General features: G+C 70.2%; 16 protein-coding genes and 1 pseudogene. 8 read left to right on the forward strand and 9 right to left on the reverse strand.

Annotation, left to right across the window (positions count from 1 at the left end; genetic code table 11):
* Nucleotides 1-4: 4 nt before the first annotated feature.
* Together OZN99_RS02960 and mbhE are read right to left on the reverse strand one after the other, a co-directional pair.
* Nucleotides 5-421 (reverse strand): MnhB domain-containing protein, encoded by a 417-nt coding sequence (locus OZN99_RS02960; protein WP_270933676.1) that lies wholly within the window; start codon nt 419-421, stop codon nt 5-7.
* Between the two features lie 4 nt (nt 422-425).
* Nucleotides 426-2,627 carry a hydrogen gas-evolving membrane-bound hydrogenase subunit E gene (gene mbhE, locus OZN99_RS02965; protein ID WP_270933677.1) on the reverse strand — a complete coding sequence of 734 codons (2,202 nt, stop codon included), beginning with the start codon at nt 2,625-2,627 and terminating at the stop codon, nt 426-428.
* 575 nt (nt 2,628-3,202) lie between these two features.
* Between mbhE and OZN99_RS02970 the strand changes: the two genes are divergently transcribed.
* The gene (locus OZN99_RS02970) at nt 3,203-3,532 is read left to right on the forward strand and encodes a hypothetical protein (protein WP_270933678.1); all 330 of its coding nucleotides are present in this window, start codon (nt 3,203-3,205) and stop codon (nt 3,530-3,532) included.
* A gap of 153 nt (nt 3,533-3,685) precedes the next feature.
* Here OZN99_RS02970 and OZN99_RS33615 read toward each other — a convergent pair whose 3' ends face one another.
* Complete coding sequence (locus OZN99_RS33615; RefSeq protein ID WP_456299867.1) at nt 3,686-4,039, reverse strand: DUF1328 family protein; 354 nt, start codon at nt 4,037-4,039, stop codon at nt 3,686-3,688.
* 48 nt (nt 4,040-4,087) lie between these two features.
* On the opposite strand from OZN99_RS33615, the gene OZN99_RS02980 reads away from it, so the two are divergent.
* Together OZN99_RS02980 and OZN99_RS02985 are read left to right on the forward strand one after the other, a co-directional pair.
* Entirely contained in the window at nt 4,088-4,483 is a 396-nt protein-coding gene (locus tag OZN99_RS02980) for a hypothetical protein (RefSeq protein WP_270933679.1), read from the forward strand.
* Between the two features lie 16 nt (nt 4,484-4,499).
* Entirely contained in the window at nt 4,500-4,730 is a 231-nt protein-coding gene (locus tag OZN99_RS02985) for a hypothetical protein (protein ID WP_270933680.1), read from the forward strand.
* Nucleotides 4,731-4,765: 35 nt separating this feature from the next.
* Here OZN99_RS02985 and OZN99_RS02990 read toward each other — a convergent pair whose 3' ends face one another.
* From OZN99_RS02990 to OZN99_RS03010, 6 genes and pseudogenes are all read right to left on the reverse strand, one after another.
* Nucleotides 4,766-5,221 carry a GNAT family N-acetyltransferase gene (locus OZN99_RS02990; protein WP_270933681.1) on the reverse strand — a complete coding sequence of 152 codons (456 nt, stop codon included), beginning with the start codon at nt 5,219-5,221 and terminating at the stop codon, nt 4,766-4,768.
* Nucleotides 5,222-5,400: 179 nt separating this feature from the next.
* A pseudogene (locus tag OZN99_RS33490) lies at nt 5,401-5,583 on the reverse strand (recombinase family protein); the annotation flags it as partial.
* 107 nt (nt 5,584-5,690) lie between these two features.
* The gene (locus tag OZN99_RS02995; RefSeq protein ID WP_333779715.1) at nt 5,691-6,158 is read right to left on the reverse strand and encodes a DUF2703 domain-containing protein; all 468 of its coding nucleotides are present in this window, start codon (nt 6,156-6,158) and stop codon (nt 5,691-5,693) included.
* Nucleotides 6,159-6,193: 35 nt separating this feature from the next.
* Entirely contained in the window at nt 6,194-7,957 is a 1,764-nt protein-coding gene (gene arsA / locus OZN99_RS03000) for an arsenical pump-driving ATPase (protein WP_270933682.1), read from the reverse strand.
* Complete coding sequence (locus tag OZN99_RS03005) at nt 7,950-8,303, reverse strand: carboxymuconolactone decarboxylase family protein (RefSeq protein ID WP_270933683.1); 354 nt, start codon at nt 8,301-8,303, stop codon at nt 7,950-7,952. Before OZN99_RS03005 ends, arsA begins: the two co-directional genes overlap by 8 nt.
* Before the next feature lie 18 nt (nt 8,304-8,321).
* Entirely contained in the window at nt 8,322-9,506 is a 1,185-nt protein-coding gene (locus OZN99_RS03010; RefSeq protein ID WP_270933684.1) for an acetyl-CoA C-acetyltransferase, read from the reverse strand.
* Nucleotides 9,507-9,639: 133 nt separating this feature from the next.
* Between OZN99_RS03010 and OZN99_RS03015 the strand changes: the two genes are divergently transcribed.
* The 5 genes from OZN99_RS03015 (at nt 9,640) to arsJ (ending at nt 14,268) form a co-directional block, all read left to right on the forward strand.
* The gene (locus OZN99_RS03015; protein ID WP_270933685.1) at nt 9,640-9,996 is read left to right on the forward strand and encodes an ArsR/SmtB family transcription factor; all 357 of its coding nucleotides are present in this window, start codon (nt 9,640-9,642) and stop codon (nt 9,994-9,996) included.
* Entirely contained in the window at nt 9,993-11,066 is a 1,074-nt protein-coding gene (gene arsB, locus OZN99_RS03020; RefSeq protein WP_270933686.1) for an ACR3 family arsenite efflux transporter, read from the forward strand. Before OZN99_RS03015 ends, arsB begins: the two co-directional genes overlap by 4 nt.
* A 63-nt stretch (nt 11,067-11,129) precedes the next feature.
* Nucleotides 11,130-11,990, forward strand: coding sequence for a metalloregulator ArsR/SmtB family transcription factor (locus OZN99_RS03025; protein WP_270933687.1), 861 nt, complete (start codon nt 11,130-11,132; stop codon nt 11,988-11,990).
* Entirely contained in the window at nt 11,987-13,030 is a 1,044-nt protein-coding gene (locus OZN99_RS03030) for an ArsJ-associated glyceraldehyde-3-phosphate dehydrogenase (RefSeq protein ID WP_270933688.1), read from the forward strand. Before OZN99_RS03025 ends, OZN99_RS03030 begins: the two co-directional genes overlap by 4 nt.
* Nucleotides 13,027-14,268, forward strand: a complete 1,242-nt coding sequence (gene arsJ, locus OZN99_RS03035) for an organoarsenical effux MFS transporter ArsJ (protein ID WP_270933689.1) — start codon at nt 13,027-13,029, stop codon at nt 14,266-14,268. Before OZN99_RS03030 ends, arsJ begins: the two co-directional genes overlap by 4 nt.
* Nucleotides 14,269-14,279: the final 11 nt, after the last annotated feature.

Raw genomic sequence — 14,279 nt, forward strand, 5'->3', positions numbered from 1 at the left:
GGCGCTACTCCTCCGCCACCAACGCGAAGGCCATCGCGGTGATCGTGCCGATGACAGCGAGGTAGACGCCGACGTCGAAGACGAAGGCGGTGTTCAGCGGCAGCGTCACGGGGAGGTCCGGGAACCACCAGCGATGCGTTAGGTAGCCGGCCGCGGGATCGATCCAGGCGAGCAGCCCGCTGCACAGTGCCAGCAGCAGGCCCGCGCCGCACCAGGCGGCGGGTGGCGCGCGCATCACCTGCATCGCAGCTGCCTGCCCGCGCGCGATGGCATGGAAGACGAGCCCCGACGCGGCGACCAGGCCGCCGACGAAGCCGCCGCCCGGCGCATTGTGGCCGCGCACCAACAGGTAGAGCGAGACGACAGCCGGCACCCACAACAGGAGCGGTGCCGAGACGCGCAGGATGAGCGAAGCGTGCATCGGGTCAGGTCCCGGTCCGAAGGCGGCGCCCCGCGCCGCGCAGCAGCGCGAGCACGGAGAATGCGGCGATGGCGAGAACCGCGATCTCGCCAAGCGTGTCGAGCGCGCGGAAGTCCACCAGGATCACGTTCACCACGTTCCGGCCGTGTCCGCCTGGCACGCTCTGCGCGCCGAACCAGTCGCCGAGGCGCGGGTCGAAGGGCGAGGCAAGCACCGCGAGCAGCACCAGCGCGACGGAGAGGCCGAGCATGCTGGCCACGGCGGCATCGCTCGCGCGCTGTCGCCCGGTGCGTGCATCACGGGCACGGAGCGGCAGGCGGATGAGGACGGTCGCAAGGATCACCACCAGCAGCACTTCGACGGTGAACTGCGTCAAGGCGACGTCGGGCGCACCGAAGGTGAGGAAGACGATCGCCGTGCCGAAGCCGACCAGGCCCATGGCCATCACCGCCGCGAACAGCCCGCGGGCCAGCGCGGTCGCGACCGCGCCGGCGGCGATCAGCAGGAAGGCGAGCGCGCGGGGATCGACGGGCGCGGCCTCGGGCAGCGCCAGGCCGCCACGGGCGACCAGGACCCCCAGCGGCGCGAGCGCCGTCACCAGAAGCAGCGTCCGCATGTAGCCGCGCAGGCTGCCGTGCTGGACGGCGCGCGTCGTGCCCTCGGCCCAGGCCACCAGGCCGGCAAGGGCCCGATCATAAGCCGCGGCCGGGCCGAAGCGGTCGAGCGGCGCGGCGCGGCGGAGGCGCGGGCCGAGCCTTGCCCAGCCAGCCAGGATCAGCACGCCGAGCGCGACGGTTGCGACGCTCAGCGCCAGCACCGGCGTGAAGCCGTGCCAGAGCTTCAGCGGGACATCGGCCGGCCGCCCGAGAATTGCCGCGACCGCGCCGTCCACCAGCCAGGTGCCGAGGATCGAGGGCGCTGCGCCGGCCAGCAGACCGAGCAGGGCGAGAAGCACGGGGCCGGCCAGCATGGATTTCGGCGGATCATGGGGCTGCGTCGGGGTCGGGCGGAGTGGGCCGAAGAACAGCCGCCAGGACAGCAGGCCCGCGATGGCGACCTGCGCAGCGTTGACGAGGAAGCCGACGCTTGCGACCACGCCCGCCATGCCGCCGGCGGCGAGCTTCGCCTCGTAGACGATCTCCTTCGCGACGAAGCCGACGAAGGGCGGCAGGCCCGCCATGGAGAAGGCAGCGAGCGCCGCGGCCGCGGCGGTGACCGGCATGGCGCGCCCAAGCCCGCCGAGTGCGGTAGCGTCGCGCGTGCCCGTCTCGTGGTCAACGATGCCGGCGATGAGAAACAGCGCGGCCTTGTACAGCGCGTGGACAATCAGGAAGGTGACCGCGGCCGTAGCGGACAGTTCCGGCGCCAGACCGATAAGCAGCGTTAGCGTGCCGAGAGCGGTCACCGTCGTCCAGGCGAGCACGCGCTTGAGGTCGGTCTCGCGCAGCGCCATCAGCGCCCCGGTCGCTGCGGTGAGCAGGCCCGCCCAGGTCAGCAGGTCCTGCCAGAGGACCACGTCCTGATAGACAGGGTTGAGCCGCGCCAGGAGATAGATGCCGAGCTTCACCATGGTGGCGGAATGCAGGTAAGCGCTGACGGGCGTCGGCGCGGCCATCGCGTTCGGCAGCCAGAAGTGGAAGGGAAACTGCGCCGACTTCGTGAAACAGCCGAGCACGACGAGGAGCATGGCCGGCATCGCGAGCGGATCCGCCAGCACCACCTCGCGCGCGGCAATGATGCCCGACAGGCTCGTCGTGCCGGCGACGATCGAGACGAGAACCAGGCCCGCTAGCAGCGCCAAGCCGCCGCCGCCGGTGACCAGAAGCGCCTGGAGCGCGGCCTTCCGCGCGCCTAGCCTCTCATGATCGTAGCCGACGAGGAAGAACGACGCGATGCTCGTGAGCTCCCAGAACACGAAGAGGGTGATCACATCGTCGGCCGTCACCGCGCCGAGCATCGACGTCATGAAGAGCAGCAGCAGGACCATGAGGCGGGGAAGCCGGGGATCGCCCTGGAGGTAGCGGCCGGCGTAAAGGAGAACGAGTGCGCCGATGCCGGTGATCAGCAGGGCGAAGACGAGCGAAAGGCCGTCAAGCTGGAGCCCGCCTGCGACGCCGAGGGATGGTATCCCCCAGAACGGCATGGCCAGCGACTGCGCCGTCGTGACAGCCCCCGCCATGCCCACATAGGCCGCGAGGCAGATCACGGCGCACAGCGCACCGAGGCGAGCCGCCAGGGCCGGCCGGCACAGCGCGACGCCCGCCGCTCCTGCAAGGCCGACGACAAGCGGTAGCGTCAGAGATTGGAAAAAGAACACGTCCACAGGCGACGCGAGCGCAAGGAGCGTGCCATAGGACGTCGCCCGGTGGGACCCAACAGCTCCAATACTTTAGGGCGAGGCGCGGCTGGACAGCGTTCACTTGGCCAGACAGAGGTTCAGCGCGCTGTTCAGAATCCTGAACACGCTGCCGGGCACCGGGCCGCCGTGCTCCACTCTAGCAGTGAGCCAGAGAAGATTGGTCCCCGGCTCCCACCGCTGCTCCAGTCGGTCCCTCTCTCAACCTTCTCCTTCCCGGTTGCCACCGCGCAGCCGCTCACGGTTGGCCGTGGTTCGCGCACTAACCTTGAGGGTGCGCATGCGGTCGAGCTCTCGCCGGCCTATGTCGATGTCGCGGTGGCGCGCTGGCAGGCCTTCACGGGCGAGGTGGCGCGGCTGGAGGGCGACGGGGCGAGCTTCGCCGAGGTCGCCCAGGCACGCGGCGTGGCGGCGGAGCAGGCGTCGTGACGGCGCATGCGCCGACCGCCGAGGAGCGCCGGACGGTGCGCGCCATGGCGGGCTTCGGGGTGCCGCAGGAACAGATCGCGACATTCCTCGACATCGATGCCAAGACGCTGCGCAAGCACTTCCGGGCGGAGCTGGACCGCGGCTCGATCGAGGTGACGACGAAGGTCGCGCAGTCGCTGTTCCGGATGGCGACCGAGGGCAATAACGTCGCGGCGGCGATCTTCGGGATGAAGGCGCGGGCGGGCTGGCGCGAGAGGCATGGCGTCTCGGTCGGGCCGAGAGAGGACGGGCCTCCTGCGGTCGTGTGGGAGGCGTCAGCGGCGTAGAGCGGGTCAATCACCTCAGCGACGACGAACTCGCGCGCATCGCCGGCCGCGCCCACGACGAGACCGGCCCCTAGCCACACCGCATCGCATCTGTTCACCACCGAGCAACGACTGTTGCTCGGTGGTGAACAGGTCGGTGCCGATTGCGGTGCGTCAGGCCGTCGGCCCGCGTCTCCCGAAGAAGTTCATCACGAGCACCACGACGAAGACCACCAGGAACACCCAGAACAGGATCTGCGCGATACCTGATGCGGTCCCGGCAATGCCGCCAAAGCCGAGCGCGGCTGCGACGAGAGCGATGACCAGGGCGACGACGGCCCAATACAGCAGATTGCCTGCAGGCATGGCTCCTCCAGAGGTCCAGTGCTGTCGGGGAGAACGGTCATGTCGCGCCGGCAGTTGCAACGCGCCTGCAACTGTGTTGGCCGACGGCATCGGCCCGCATGACGCGCCGAGCATGGCCGGTGCAGGACGAGACTTGGCGTTCGAACAAAAATAGAACATCATCGTCCTATGACTGCGCCCGGCCCGATCGACCCGGAGGTCCTCCGCCGCATGCGGGAGGTCCTCGTCACCGCCATTGCCACTCGGTCCGCTGCCATCGCCGAAGCCGCCGCCGAGGCGCGCTGCCTCGGACGTGGCCTGCAGCCCGCCCTGCCTGCCAGCACCGTCGATGCCGCTGTCGCAGAACTCCTCCAGGCGCTCGGTGCTTTCCAGCCGGCGCCGGAGCCGGTGGAGTTTGAAGGCCAGTGGCTGCATCCCGCCGCACCGCAGGAGGTGGCCGACACCCTCGCCTACGCCATGCGCTTCGACCGGACCGGCAAGGCACGCCGGACCGGTCACGAGTATGCGGCCCGGCTGGCAGCCGACCAGCAGGTGCAGCAGCTTACGATGCGCGGCTTCGTCGTGATGCGCCGGCGCGTTTCGCGAAGCTCACCTCCGGGTCCCTAGCCGCAGAGGCGCGCAGGTGGATCCGGCGCTCACCTTCACGGTCAGCGACCTCGCCGATGACGACGCGGTGCAGCTGCCCTGCGCCTGCCGCGTGCGCACCTTTACCCGCGACCACCTCGCGGCCCTGGTCGGACGCGACGCGCGGCTTCACCTCCTCGGGCTGCGGCGCGAACTGTGGTGCCGCGATTGCGGCGAAGCACCGTTCGTCGGCCGGCTGGTCTACCCGGCGACCATCAGCCAGGCGTAGCAGCCCGGCCATGCCGCCGGCGTCCGAGTGGGATGCTACGCCCCCTTGCGCAGAGAGCGGACGAACCGCGGTCCGGCTTCGGCAAAGCCCGTCGCCCGACAGAACGCGTGCAGGGATGCCTCATCCAGGCCGGTCGTCAGTTCCAGCTTGCCGCACCCTGCCGTCCGTGCCGCCTGGGCGGCGGCCTTGAGCAGCAGCCTGCCGATGCCTCTGCGCCTGTCCTCGATGGCGACCAGGAGTGTCGTGATCTGAGCGGTCGGACGGGCATCGTCGAGCGTGGGGTACCAGTGCAGGACCACAAGACCGCTCGGCGGCCCCCACTGCGTTGCGATCAACGCGGTCCCTGGCGCATCCCGTATCGCCACCAGCCGCTCGGCCAGGTCGCGTGCCTCGGCAGCGAGCCCCACAGCAGCGAACAGCTCCAAAAGCCCAGGAGCGTCGATCGGTGCGGCAGCGCGGATCTCCAGGCCGTAGCGGGTTGTCACGAGCATGATCCGGTTGCTGGGACAGGCTGGGGATGGTCGCCCGGGTGGTCAACGGCGCAGGCGGCTAGCCGGTGCCGCGCAGCACCCGCGCCACCGTCGTGTGCGTCCAGTCCGCACCGCCGCGCGGCGTGGGCACGCCGAGGGCGGTGAGCACGCGCGCCAGCTCCGCGTAGCCGGCGATCGTCCTTGCCGGAGGCGACGTCGGAATACTCGGCGACCAGAAGCCAGCCGTGGCTGGCGACGAAGGCCTGGACGGAGGCGCCCTGCGCCTCCATCCTGAGCCCGCTCTGCCCCTGTTCCGCGGTCGAGACCCGGTAGAGCCCGACCGCGTGGCGTGGGACACCCCTGCCCTGCCGGTCAGCCGGCATCGGCGATACGGTAGATGCTGCAAGAGCCCGTCGCGCCCTTCCTGTCCGGGCCGACCTGGCGCATGCAACCACGCTAGCCTCCCCATCCGGCGGACCGGAGGCGCCCGTCACCCCGCGCAGCAATCGCCCGCCTGACAGCAACTGCTCGCCGGCCTCGCATCGCCGACCATCCGCGATGCCGCCATCAGCCCCGCCTGGACGATCAGACGCTCGGGCACCTCCTCATAGACCGTGCCCCCGAGTTCCGTTGTCCGGCACTCGGCATCGCCGCAGACGGAGCAGCACTGACTGCTCCCGCTCTGCGCGCCGAGCCATTCCTCCAAGGACTTGCCGCCGATCCAGATCCGGTTGGACTCGCCTGGCGCTGCACGGAAGGTCGTCTCGTCAAGTTCCTTGACAGTCAGCACCGGCTCGATGCCGAGCGGGCCAAGCGCGCTGCGCAGCGTCGCAACAGCGCGCAGGAGCTGGCCCTGCGTGCCGTCGCAGCGTGGGCAGGTCGCACCCTCCGTCACCAGCCTTTGCCAGACGATAGGAAGTGGAGCCATGGCGATCCTCACCCTTCCATTCGGCGGCATTCGTCATGCCGCCAGCAGCAGCCAAGCCGAAACCCCTACGCCACGAGGCGCTGGAGAGCGGCCAGACCGACCGGTGCCTCGGCCTGCCAGGGCAACAGGAACAGCCGCTGCGCGAGGCCGCTCTCGATCCGCTGGACCTGGGCTCGCTCGCCTGCCATCCGCAGGCGAAGCAGCGGATACGACGCGCCGCTGCCGGAGAGCGCGCGATTGACCACCCAGGCATAGGGCTCGATGCGCGCGCGCCGCAGGTCCTCCTGCAGCGCCGCCGCTTCCGAGACAGGCGTCGTCTCGGCAAGAGTGACGAGCAGGACCTGCGTGTGTTCCGGGTCCTGCAGCCGCATGAGCGGTGTGACGATGCGTCCTGCACCAGTCGCCGGCTCGAGGTTGCGCGTCAACTGGCGATGATAGGCGCCGGTCGCATCCATCAGCAGCACTGTGTGGCCGGTCGGCGCCGTATCCAGCACCACGAAGCTGCTGCGCGCCTCGGCGACGATGCGCGAGAAGGCATGGAAAACCGCAACTTCCTCAGTGCAGGGGGAGCGCAGGTCCTCCCGCAGCAGCGCGCGCCCGGCCTCGTCCAGGTTCCGGCCGCGGGTCTCCATGGTCTTCGCGACGTAGCGGTCGGTCTCGATCTTCGGGTCGATGCGGTCGACGCGCAGGCCCGGCATCTCGCCGCCCAGCGTCATCGCGAGATGCGCTGCCGGATCGGTCGTGCTGAGGTGCACCGCATGGCCGCGGGCCACCAGGCCGACGGCCACCGCCGCGGCGATCGTCGTCTTGCCGACGCCGCCCTTGCCCATGACCATCACGAGGCCATGCCCGCGCGCGGCGAGGCCATCCACCAGGGCATCCAGGCCGGGCACGCGTGGCGTCGCAACCCCGCCAAGCGGTGTCGCGAGGCCAGCCGGCTCCGCTTCCGGCCGCAGCAGTGCCCGCAGGGCCGGTAGGCCGACCATGTCGAAACCGCGCAGCGGCACGTCGTCCCGCGGCAGTCTGCGCAGCGCCTCGGGCATGTCCGCGAGCGCCGCCTGTCCGGTCCGCTCGATCGTCTGCGCCACCGGGTCGTCCGCCTGGCTGGCGCGAAAGACTCCGTTGACCACGAGCGTCTGGTTGGCGAGGCCGAGTGCTCCGAGCTCGCCCGCGCTCCTCGCCGCTTCGGCAAGCGCGGCGCGGTCCGGCCGGGTCACGAGGACGATCACGGTCGTCCCGGCATCCCCGAGCGCCTCCATCGCCGCGCGGAAACGCTGCTCCTGCGTCTTGAGCCCCGAATGCGGGCCAAGGCAGGAGGCACCGGCCTCATTCGCCTCAAGGAAGCCCGTCCAGGCGGCCGGCAGGCTCAGGAGCCGCAGCGTGTGCCCGGTCGGCGCCGTGTCGAACAGGACGTGGTCGAAGCCGGGCACGCCGCCGGCGAGCAGGGCGGCAAATTCGTCGAAGGCTGCGACTTCGGTGGTACAGGCACCGGAGAGCTGTTCGCGCACGGTTGCGCGCTCGGTCTCGGTCGCGCTCTCCATCTGGGCCAGTACGCGGGCGCGATAGGCCTCGGCCGCGGCCTCGGGGTCGATGTTCATCGCCTCGAGCCCGGCGACACCGGTCACCGGCCGAGGGGCGTCGGACAGCGCAACGCCCAGCATCTCATCGAGGTTGGACGCAGGGTCGGTGCTGATCAGCAGGATGCGCTTGCCGGCCTCGGCCAGTGCGATCGCGGAGGCGCAGGCGATCGAGGTCTTTCCCACCCCGCCCTTGCCGGTGAAGAACAGGCAGCGCGGCGGTGCGGCGAGGAAGGACGGCAGGTCAGCCACCGGCGGCGCCCGCCATCTGGTCGTAGGCGCGCAGCGCGTCTGCGCCATACACCGCCGCCGGGCCGCCGCCCATGTAGAGCGCAACGGCGACCGTCTCCGCGACCTCCTTCCGGGTCGCGCCGTGCTTGAGCGCGGCGCGGGTGTGGTAGGCGACGCAGCCGTCGCAATGCGTCGCGATGCCGATGGCGAGCGCCATGAGCTCTTTCGTCTTGGTATCGAGCGCGCCGGCAGCGGTCGCCGCCGCTCCCAGCGCGCCGAAGCTCTTCATCACCTCAGGGGCAGCGCGCGCGATCAGCGCAGCACCCTGCGCCACCGTCTCCGCCCGGTCCTTGAAGTCGGTCGTCATGCGTCGGTCTCCCGCCGATCAGAGCCTTTCGAGGCAAAGGGCGATGCCCTGACCGCCGCCGATGCAGAGGGTGACGAGCCCGCGCCTCTGGCCCGCACGCGCCATCCCGTGCAGCAGCCGGGTGGTGAGCACCGCGCCGCTCGCGCCGATCGGGTGGCCGTGCGCGATGGCGCCGCCCTCGGGGTTCACGGCGTCCTCCTTGAGGCCGGTCTCGCGCATCACCGCGATGGCAATGGCGGCGAACGCCTCGTTGATCTCGGCGCGCTCGATGTCGGCGGCGCTCCAGCCTGCGCGCGCCAGGGCGCGCTGCACGGCCGGCACGGGGCCAAGGCCGAACATGCCCGGTTCGACCGCGCCGACGCCGGCGGAGACGAGACGCGCCACCGGCTTCAGGCCGAGCCGCTCGGCGGCGCCGCGCTCGGCCACCACCATGGCTGCGGCGCCGGTGTTCAGGCCGGGTGCATTACCCGCCGTGATCGTGCCGTCCTTTCGGAAGGCCGGGCGCAGCTTCGCCAGCGTCTCGGCGGTGGTGTCGGGGCGGTTGTGCTCATCCTTCGCGAAGGCGACAGGCCCCTTGCGGCCCTTGACCTCGACCGGCGCGATCTCGGCGGCGAACAATCCCGCCGCCTGCGCGGCCGAGAAGTTCGTTTGCGACCGCAGGGCCCAGGCGTCCTGCTCCTCGCGCGAGACCTGGCACTTCGTCACCAGGTCCTCGGTGTGCCAGCCCGAATGCTGGCTGGAGAAGGCGTCGTTCAGGCCATCGTACAGCATGCTGTCGATGATCTGGCCGTCGCCCATGCGCATGCCCCAGCGGCCGTTTGGCAGCAGGTAGGGCGCCCGGTCCATGTTCTCCATGCCGCCGGCGATCATCACCTCGGCCTCGCCGAGGCGGATCTCCTGTGCAGCAGAGGCGATCGCCTGGGCGCCCGAGCCGCAGACGCGGTTCACCGTGAGAGCCGGCGCCGAGACCGGGATTCCAGCGCCGATCGCCGCCTGGCGCGCTGGGTTCATCTTGTTGCCGGCCTGGATGACGTTGCCCATCACCACGCCATCCACCCTAGCCGGATCGAGCCCCGCGCGCTCCATCGCGGCACGTATGGCGACCGCTCCAAGCTCAGTCGACGGCGTGTCCTTCAGTGTGCCGGCGAAGGTGCCGATTGCGGTCCGCACCGGGGCGCAGATGACGATGTCGCGGTCAGCCATGGGGATTCTCCTATCTGCCACCGCATTGCGGCTGCACGAAAACTGCGGCCGCGGGACCCAATGCGCCTTGCGACGCGTCAAGTCCGCGTCTGCTGACGTTGTCACATTTCAATATGTCGGGCAATCTGGATATATGGACGCGCGATACCTCATCGATGCCTTCGGGGCCTTGGCACAGGACACCCGGCTCCAGGCCTTCCGCCTGTTGCTCAACGTCGGCCCCGATGGGCTTCCGGCCGGCGAGGTAGCCCGCCGCCTCGGCACGCCGCACAACACCATGTCGACGCACTTGGCGATCCTGTCGCGGGCCGGACTGGCGCGGTCCCGGCGGGAGAGCCGGCAGGTCATCTACACGGTGGACCTTGAGACTGTGCGCGGCCTCGTCGCCTTCCTGGTGCAGGAATGCTGCGGGGGGCAGCCGGAGCGCTGCGCGGCGCTGCTCGACGCCCTCATGCCCGCATCGTCCTGCCAGCCAGGCTGCGCAGCATGAGCGCGGTGACGGAGGCCGCGCCGCGGCGCCTGTCCTTCCTCGATCGCTGGCTGACGCTCTGGATCTTCGCGGCCATGGCGTTGGGGGTGGCGCTCGGCGCCTTCGTGCCGGGGCTGCCGGCCGCGCTCGACAGCGCCTCGGTGGGCGGTACCAACATCGTGATCGCCGTCGGGCTGATCCTGATGATGTATCCGCCGCTCGCGCGCGTCCGCTACGAGGCGCTGCCCGAGGTCTTCGCCGACCGGCGGGTCCTGCTGCTCTCCCTGGTGCAGAACTGGGTGATCGGGCCCGTGCTGATGTTCGCGCTGGCCGTGCTCTTCCTCTCCGACCGGCCGGAATACATGACCGGCCTGATCCTGATCGGGCTGGCGCGCTGCATCGCCATGGTGATCATCTGGAACCAGCTGGCGCGCGGCGACAACCAGTACGTGGCGGGGCTCGTCGCCTTCAACAGCGTGTTCCAGCTGCTGTTCTTCGGCGTCTACGCCTGGTTCTTCCTGGCGGTGCTGCCGCCGCTGGTCGGGCTCGAAGGCCGGGTGGTGGACGTGTCCTTCGCCACCATCGCGGGCGCGGTGCTGCTGTATCTCGGCGTGCCCTTCGCGGCGGGCTTCCTGACGCGGCGCGTCATGATCGCGCGGCGCGGGGAGGGCTGGTACCGCCAGCGCTTCCTGGCGCGCATCGCGCCAGTGACGCTGGCGGCGCTGCTGTTCACCATCGTGGCGATGTTCGCGCTGAAGGGCGGCGAGGTGCTGCGGCTGCCGCTCGATGCCCTGCGCATCGCGGTGCCGCTCGCGATCTACTTCGTGGTCATGTTCCTGGTCAGCTTCTCGATGGGCAGGCTGATCGAGGCGGATTATCCGCGCACGACGGCGATCGCCTTCACCGCCGCGTCGAACAACTTCGAGCTCGCGATTGCTGTGGCCATCGCCGCCTTCGGCCTCGCCTCGCCAGTGGCCTTCGCGACGGTGATCGGGCCGCTGGTCGAGGTTCCGGTGCTGATCCTGCTGGTGGGCGTGGCGCTGCGGCTCGGGGAGCGATGGTTCGGACTGCCGGCCGCGGAGGCGCGCTAGGCCGAGCGGGCCTGTCATCGAAGCTTCACTGGCCTGATTTTATAATTCGATTATCATTGAATTATGAAATCTTCGACGGCTGCCTTCGCGTTTGCCGCCCTGGGCCAGGAGACGCGCCTCGACCTGCTGCGTGTCCTGCTCACTGCCGGGCCGAGCGGGCTCGCCGCGGGTGACATCGCCGCGCGGCTCGGCGTGCCGCCCTCGACGCTGTCCTTCCACCTCCGCGCACTGGACCAGGCCGGGCTGATCGCAGCGACCCGGCAAGGGCGCAGCCTGATCTACGCCGCGCAGGTCAATTGCCTGCGCGCCCTGCTGACGTTCCTCGCCGATGCCTGCTGCGACGGCGATCCGGCGCGCTGCGGCGACCTGCACCGCCTCTTCGAGACCTCCAGGGAGACCGCCCGGATGAAGCCGGCGACCTTCAATGTCCTCTTCCTCTGCACCCGCAACTCGGCTCGATCGATCATGGCCGAGGCGATCCTGAGCGGCATGGCGGCCGGCCGCTTCCGCGCCTTCTCCGCCGGATCCGATCCCCTGCAGACCGGTCCGCTGCCGGAGGTGCTCGCCCAGTTGAAGAGCCTTGGCCACGATGTGTCCGGGTTGCGCTCGAAGTCCTGGGACGAATTCACCGGCCCCGATGCGCCGCGGATGGATTTCGTCATTGCCCTCTGTGACACCCTGAACCTCCAGGCCTGCCCGGATTTCGAGGGCACCCATGTCACCGCGGCCTGGCCGCTGCCCGACCCGGCGAAGTTCGCCGGCACCGCCACTGAGCGCGCGACACTGCTGAACGAGCTCTACGCCGCGCTGCATCGCCGGCTCGGCATCTTCACCAGCCTGCCGTTCGGCGCCCTGGACCGCATGGCGCTCAAGGCGCGTCTGGACGAACTGGCGCAGCCGCTGGCCGCGGGGGCCCGGGCATGAGGGTCGGCATCAACGGCATGGGTCGCATCGGCCGGCTCGCGCTGCGCGCCGCCCTCGGCGCGGCCGAACGGCCCGAGGACGACCCGCGGCGTGGCAACCGGCTGGATGTCGTTCATCTGAACGAGGTCAAGGGCGGCGCCTTGGCCACCGCGCATCTGCTGGAGTTCGACAGCGTGCAGGGCCGCTGGCGCAGCCCGATCGCGGCGGAGGGGAAGGACACCATCCGCATCGGCGACCGCCACCTGACCTTCTCCGAGCATACAAGGCCGGGGGACATCCCCTGGGGTGACCTTGGCGTGGAGGTGGTGCTGGAATGCACCGGCAAGTTCCTCTCGCCCGAGACGCTGCAAGGCCATCTCGACCGCGGCGCGAAGCGCGTCATCGTCGCCGCCCCGGTGAAGTTCGACGGCGTGCTGAACGTGGTCGTGGGCGTGAACGACGGCTTCTATGACCCCGCGCGCCACCCGATCGTCACTGCCGCGTCCTGCACCACCAACTGCCTCGCCCCGGTGGTGAAGGTGGTGCACGAGGCGATCGGCATCCGCCACGGGCAGATCACCACCATCCACGACCCCACCAACACCAACGTCGTGGTGGACGCGCCGCACAAGGATCTGCGCCGCGCGCGCTCCGCCCTGCTCTCGCTCCAGCCGACCACCACCGGCAGCGCGACGGCCATCGCGCTGATCTATCCGGAGCTGAAGGGGAAGCTCAACGGCCATGCGGTGCGCGCGCCGGTGCTGAACGCTTCCCTGACGGACTGCGTCTTCGAGATGGCACGCGAGACCAGTGCGGAGGAGGTCAACGCGCTGTTCGCCGCCGCCGCCGCCGGGCCGCTCGCCGGCATCCTCGGCTACGAGGCACGACCGCTGGTCTCGGCCGACTACGCCCGCGACACCCGCAGCTCCATCGTGGACGGGCCGAGCACCATGGTCACCGCTGGCACGCTGCTGAAGGTCTATGCCTGGTACGACAACGAGATGGGTTATGCCTGCCGCATGGTCGATCTCGCCTGCCACATGGAGCGCGTCGGCCTGTGAGCCTGGCGGTCGGCAGCGCGGCGGGCACGCGCAACTACGTCATCGTGACGCTCGCCTATTGGGGCTTCACGCTGACCGACGGCGCGCTGCGGATGCTGGTGCTGCTGCATTTCTTCCGGCTCGGCTACAGTCCTTTCACGCTCGCGTTCCTGTTCCTGCTGTACGAGGCGGCGGGGATCGGCGCGAACCTGATCGGCGGCTGGCTCGCAACGCGCTTCGGCATCGCGCGCATGCTGGCCGTGGGGCTCGCGACGCAGATCGCGGGCTTCCTGATGCTCTCGGCAGTGTCGCCGGACTGGGTGGTGGCGCTTAGCGTCGCCTGGGTCATCGCCGCGCAGGGCGTCTGCGGCGTGGCCAAGGACCTGACCAAGACGGCGAGCAAGAGCGCGATCAAGCTCACCGCCGGCGAGGCCTCGGGACGGCTGTTCCGGTGGGTCGCCTTCTTCACCGGCAGCAAGAATGCGATGAAGGGTGTCGGCTTCTTCCTCGGCGGGCTGCTGCTGGAGGTGCTGGGCTTCCGCGGCGCGCTGTTCGCGATGGCGGCGGCGCTGGCCCTGATCCTGGCCGGAGTGCTGCTCTCCCTGCCACCCCTGATGGGAAAGGCGAAGGCCTCCAGCTCGGCCAGGGAGCTGTTCGCGAAGAACCGCGGCGTCAACCTGCTGGCCGCTGCGCGGGTGTTCCTGTTTGGCGCACGCGATGTCTGGTTCGTCGTCGGCCTGCCGGTCTTCCTCTACGCCTCGGGCTGGACCTTCACCATGGTCGGCGGGTTCCTCGCGCTCTGGACCATCGGCTACGGCATCGTGCAGGCAGCCGCGCCGTCGCTTGTCCGACGCAGCGCGGACGGGCTCTCGGCCGAGGTGCCGGCGGCGCGTCGGTGGTCGCTCCTGCTGGCCCTGATCCCGGCCCTTCTCGCCGCCGCCCTGATGGCCGAGGTGGCGCGGCCGGACCTGCTTGTCGTCGCGGGGCTCGCGCTGTTCGGCTTCCTGTTCGCGGTCAACTCTTCGGTGCACTCTTACCTGATCCTCGCCTATGCGGGGTCGGAGAAGGCAGCGGAGGATGTTGGCTTCTACTACGCCGCCAATGCCGCGGGGCGGTTCGGCGGGATTCTGGCCTCGGGCCTGCTCTACGGCCTGGGCGGTCTCGCCGCCTGCCTGCTCGGCTCGGCCGTCATGCTCGCGGCGTGCTGGGCGCTGGCGCTGCTGCTGCCCGAGCGGAAGGTGGACGCCCAGCGGCGATAGGCAGGGGGGGC

The sequence above is a fragment of the Falsiroseomonas oryzae genome (genome assembly GCF_027856955.1).
In the GTDB taxonomy this organism is placed as follows: Bacteria; Pseudomonadota; Alphaproteobacteria; order Acetobacterales; family Acetobacteraceae; genus Falsiroseomonas; species Falsiroseomonas oryzae.

Bases quoted from the DNA above. Each gene is read 5' to 3' on its own strand.
- OZN99_RS03005 (WP_270933683.1), bottom strand. From the start codon at position 8,303: ATGACGACCGACTTCAAGGACCGGGCGGAGACGGTGGCGCAGGGTGCT.
- OZN99_RS03025 (WP_270933687.1), top strand. From the start codon at position 11,130: ATGAAATCTTCGACGGCTGCCTTCGCGTTTGCCGCCCTGGGCCAGGAG.
- OZN99_RS03010 (WP_270933684.1), bottom strand. From the start codon at position 9,506: ATGGCTGACCGCGACATCGTCATCTGCGCCCCGGTGCGGACCGCAATC.
- OZN99_RS02960 (WP_270933676.1), bottom strand. From the start codon at position 421: ATGCACGCTTCGCTCATCCTGCGCGTCTCGGCACCGCTCCTGTTGTGG.
- OZN99_RS02995 (WP_333779715.1), bottom strand. From the start codon at position 6,158: ATGCCGCCGAATGGAAGGGTGAGGATCGCCATGGCTCCACTTCCTATC.
- OZN99_RS03015 (WP_270933685.1), top strand. From the start codon at position 9,640: ATGGACGCGCGATACCTCATCGATGCCTTCGGGGCCTTGGCACAGGAC.
- OZN99_RS02990 (WP_270933681.1), bottom strand. From the start codon at position 5,221: ATGCTCGTGACAACCCGCTACGGCCTGGAGATCCGCGCTGCCGCACCG.
- OZN99_RS33615 (WP_456299867.1), bottom strand. From the start codon at position 4,039: ATGATGTTCTATTTTTGTTCGAACGCCAAGTCTCGTCCTGCACCGGCC.
- OZN99_RS03030 (WP_270933688.1), top strand. From the start codon at position 11,987: ATGAGGGTCGGCATCAACGGCATGGGTCGCATCGGCCGGCTCGCGCTG.
- OZN99_RS02980 (WP_270933679.1), top strand. From the start codon at position 4,088: ATGCGGGAGGTCCTCGTCACCGCCATTGCCACTCGGTCCGCTGCCATC.
- arsB (WP_270933686.1), top strand. From the start codon at position 9,993: ATGAGCGCGGTGACGGAGGCCGCGCCGCGGCGCCTGTCCTTCCTCGAT.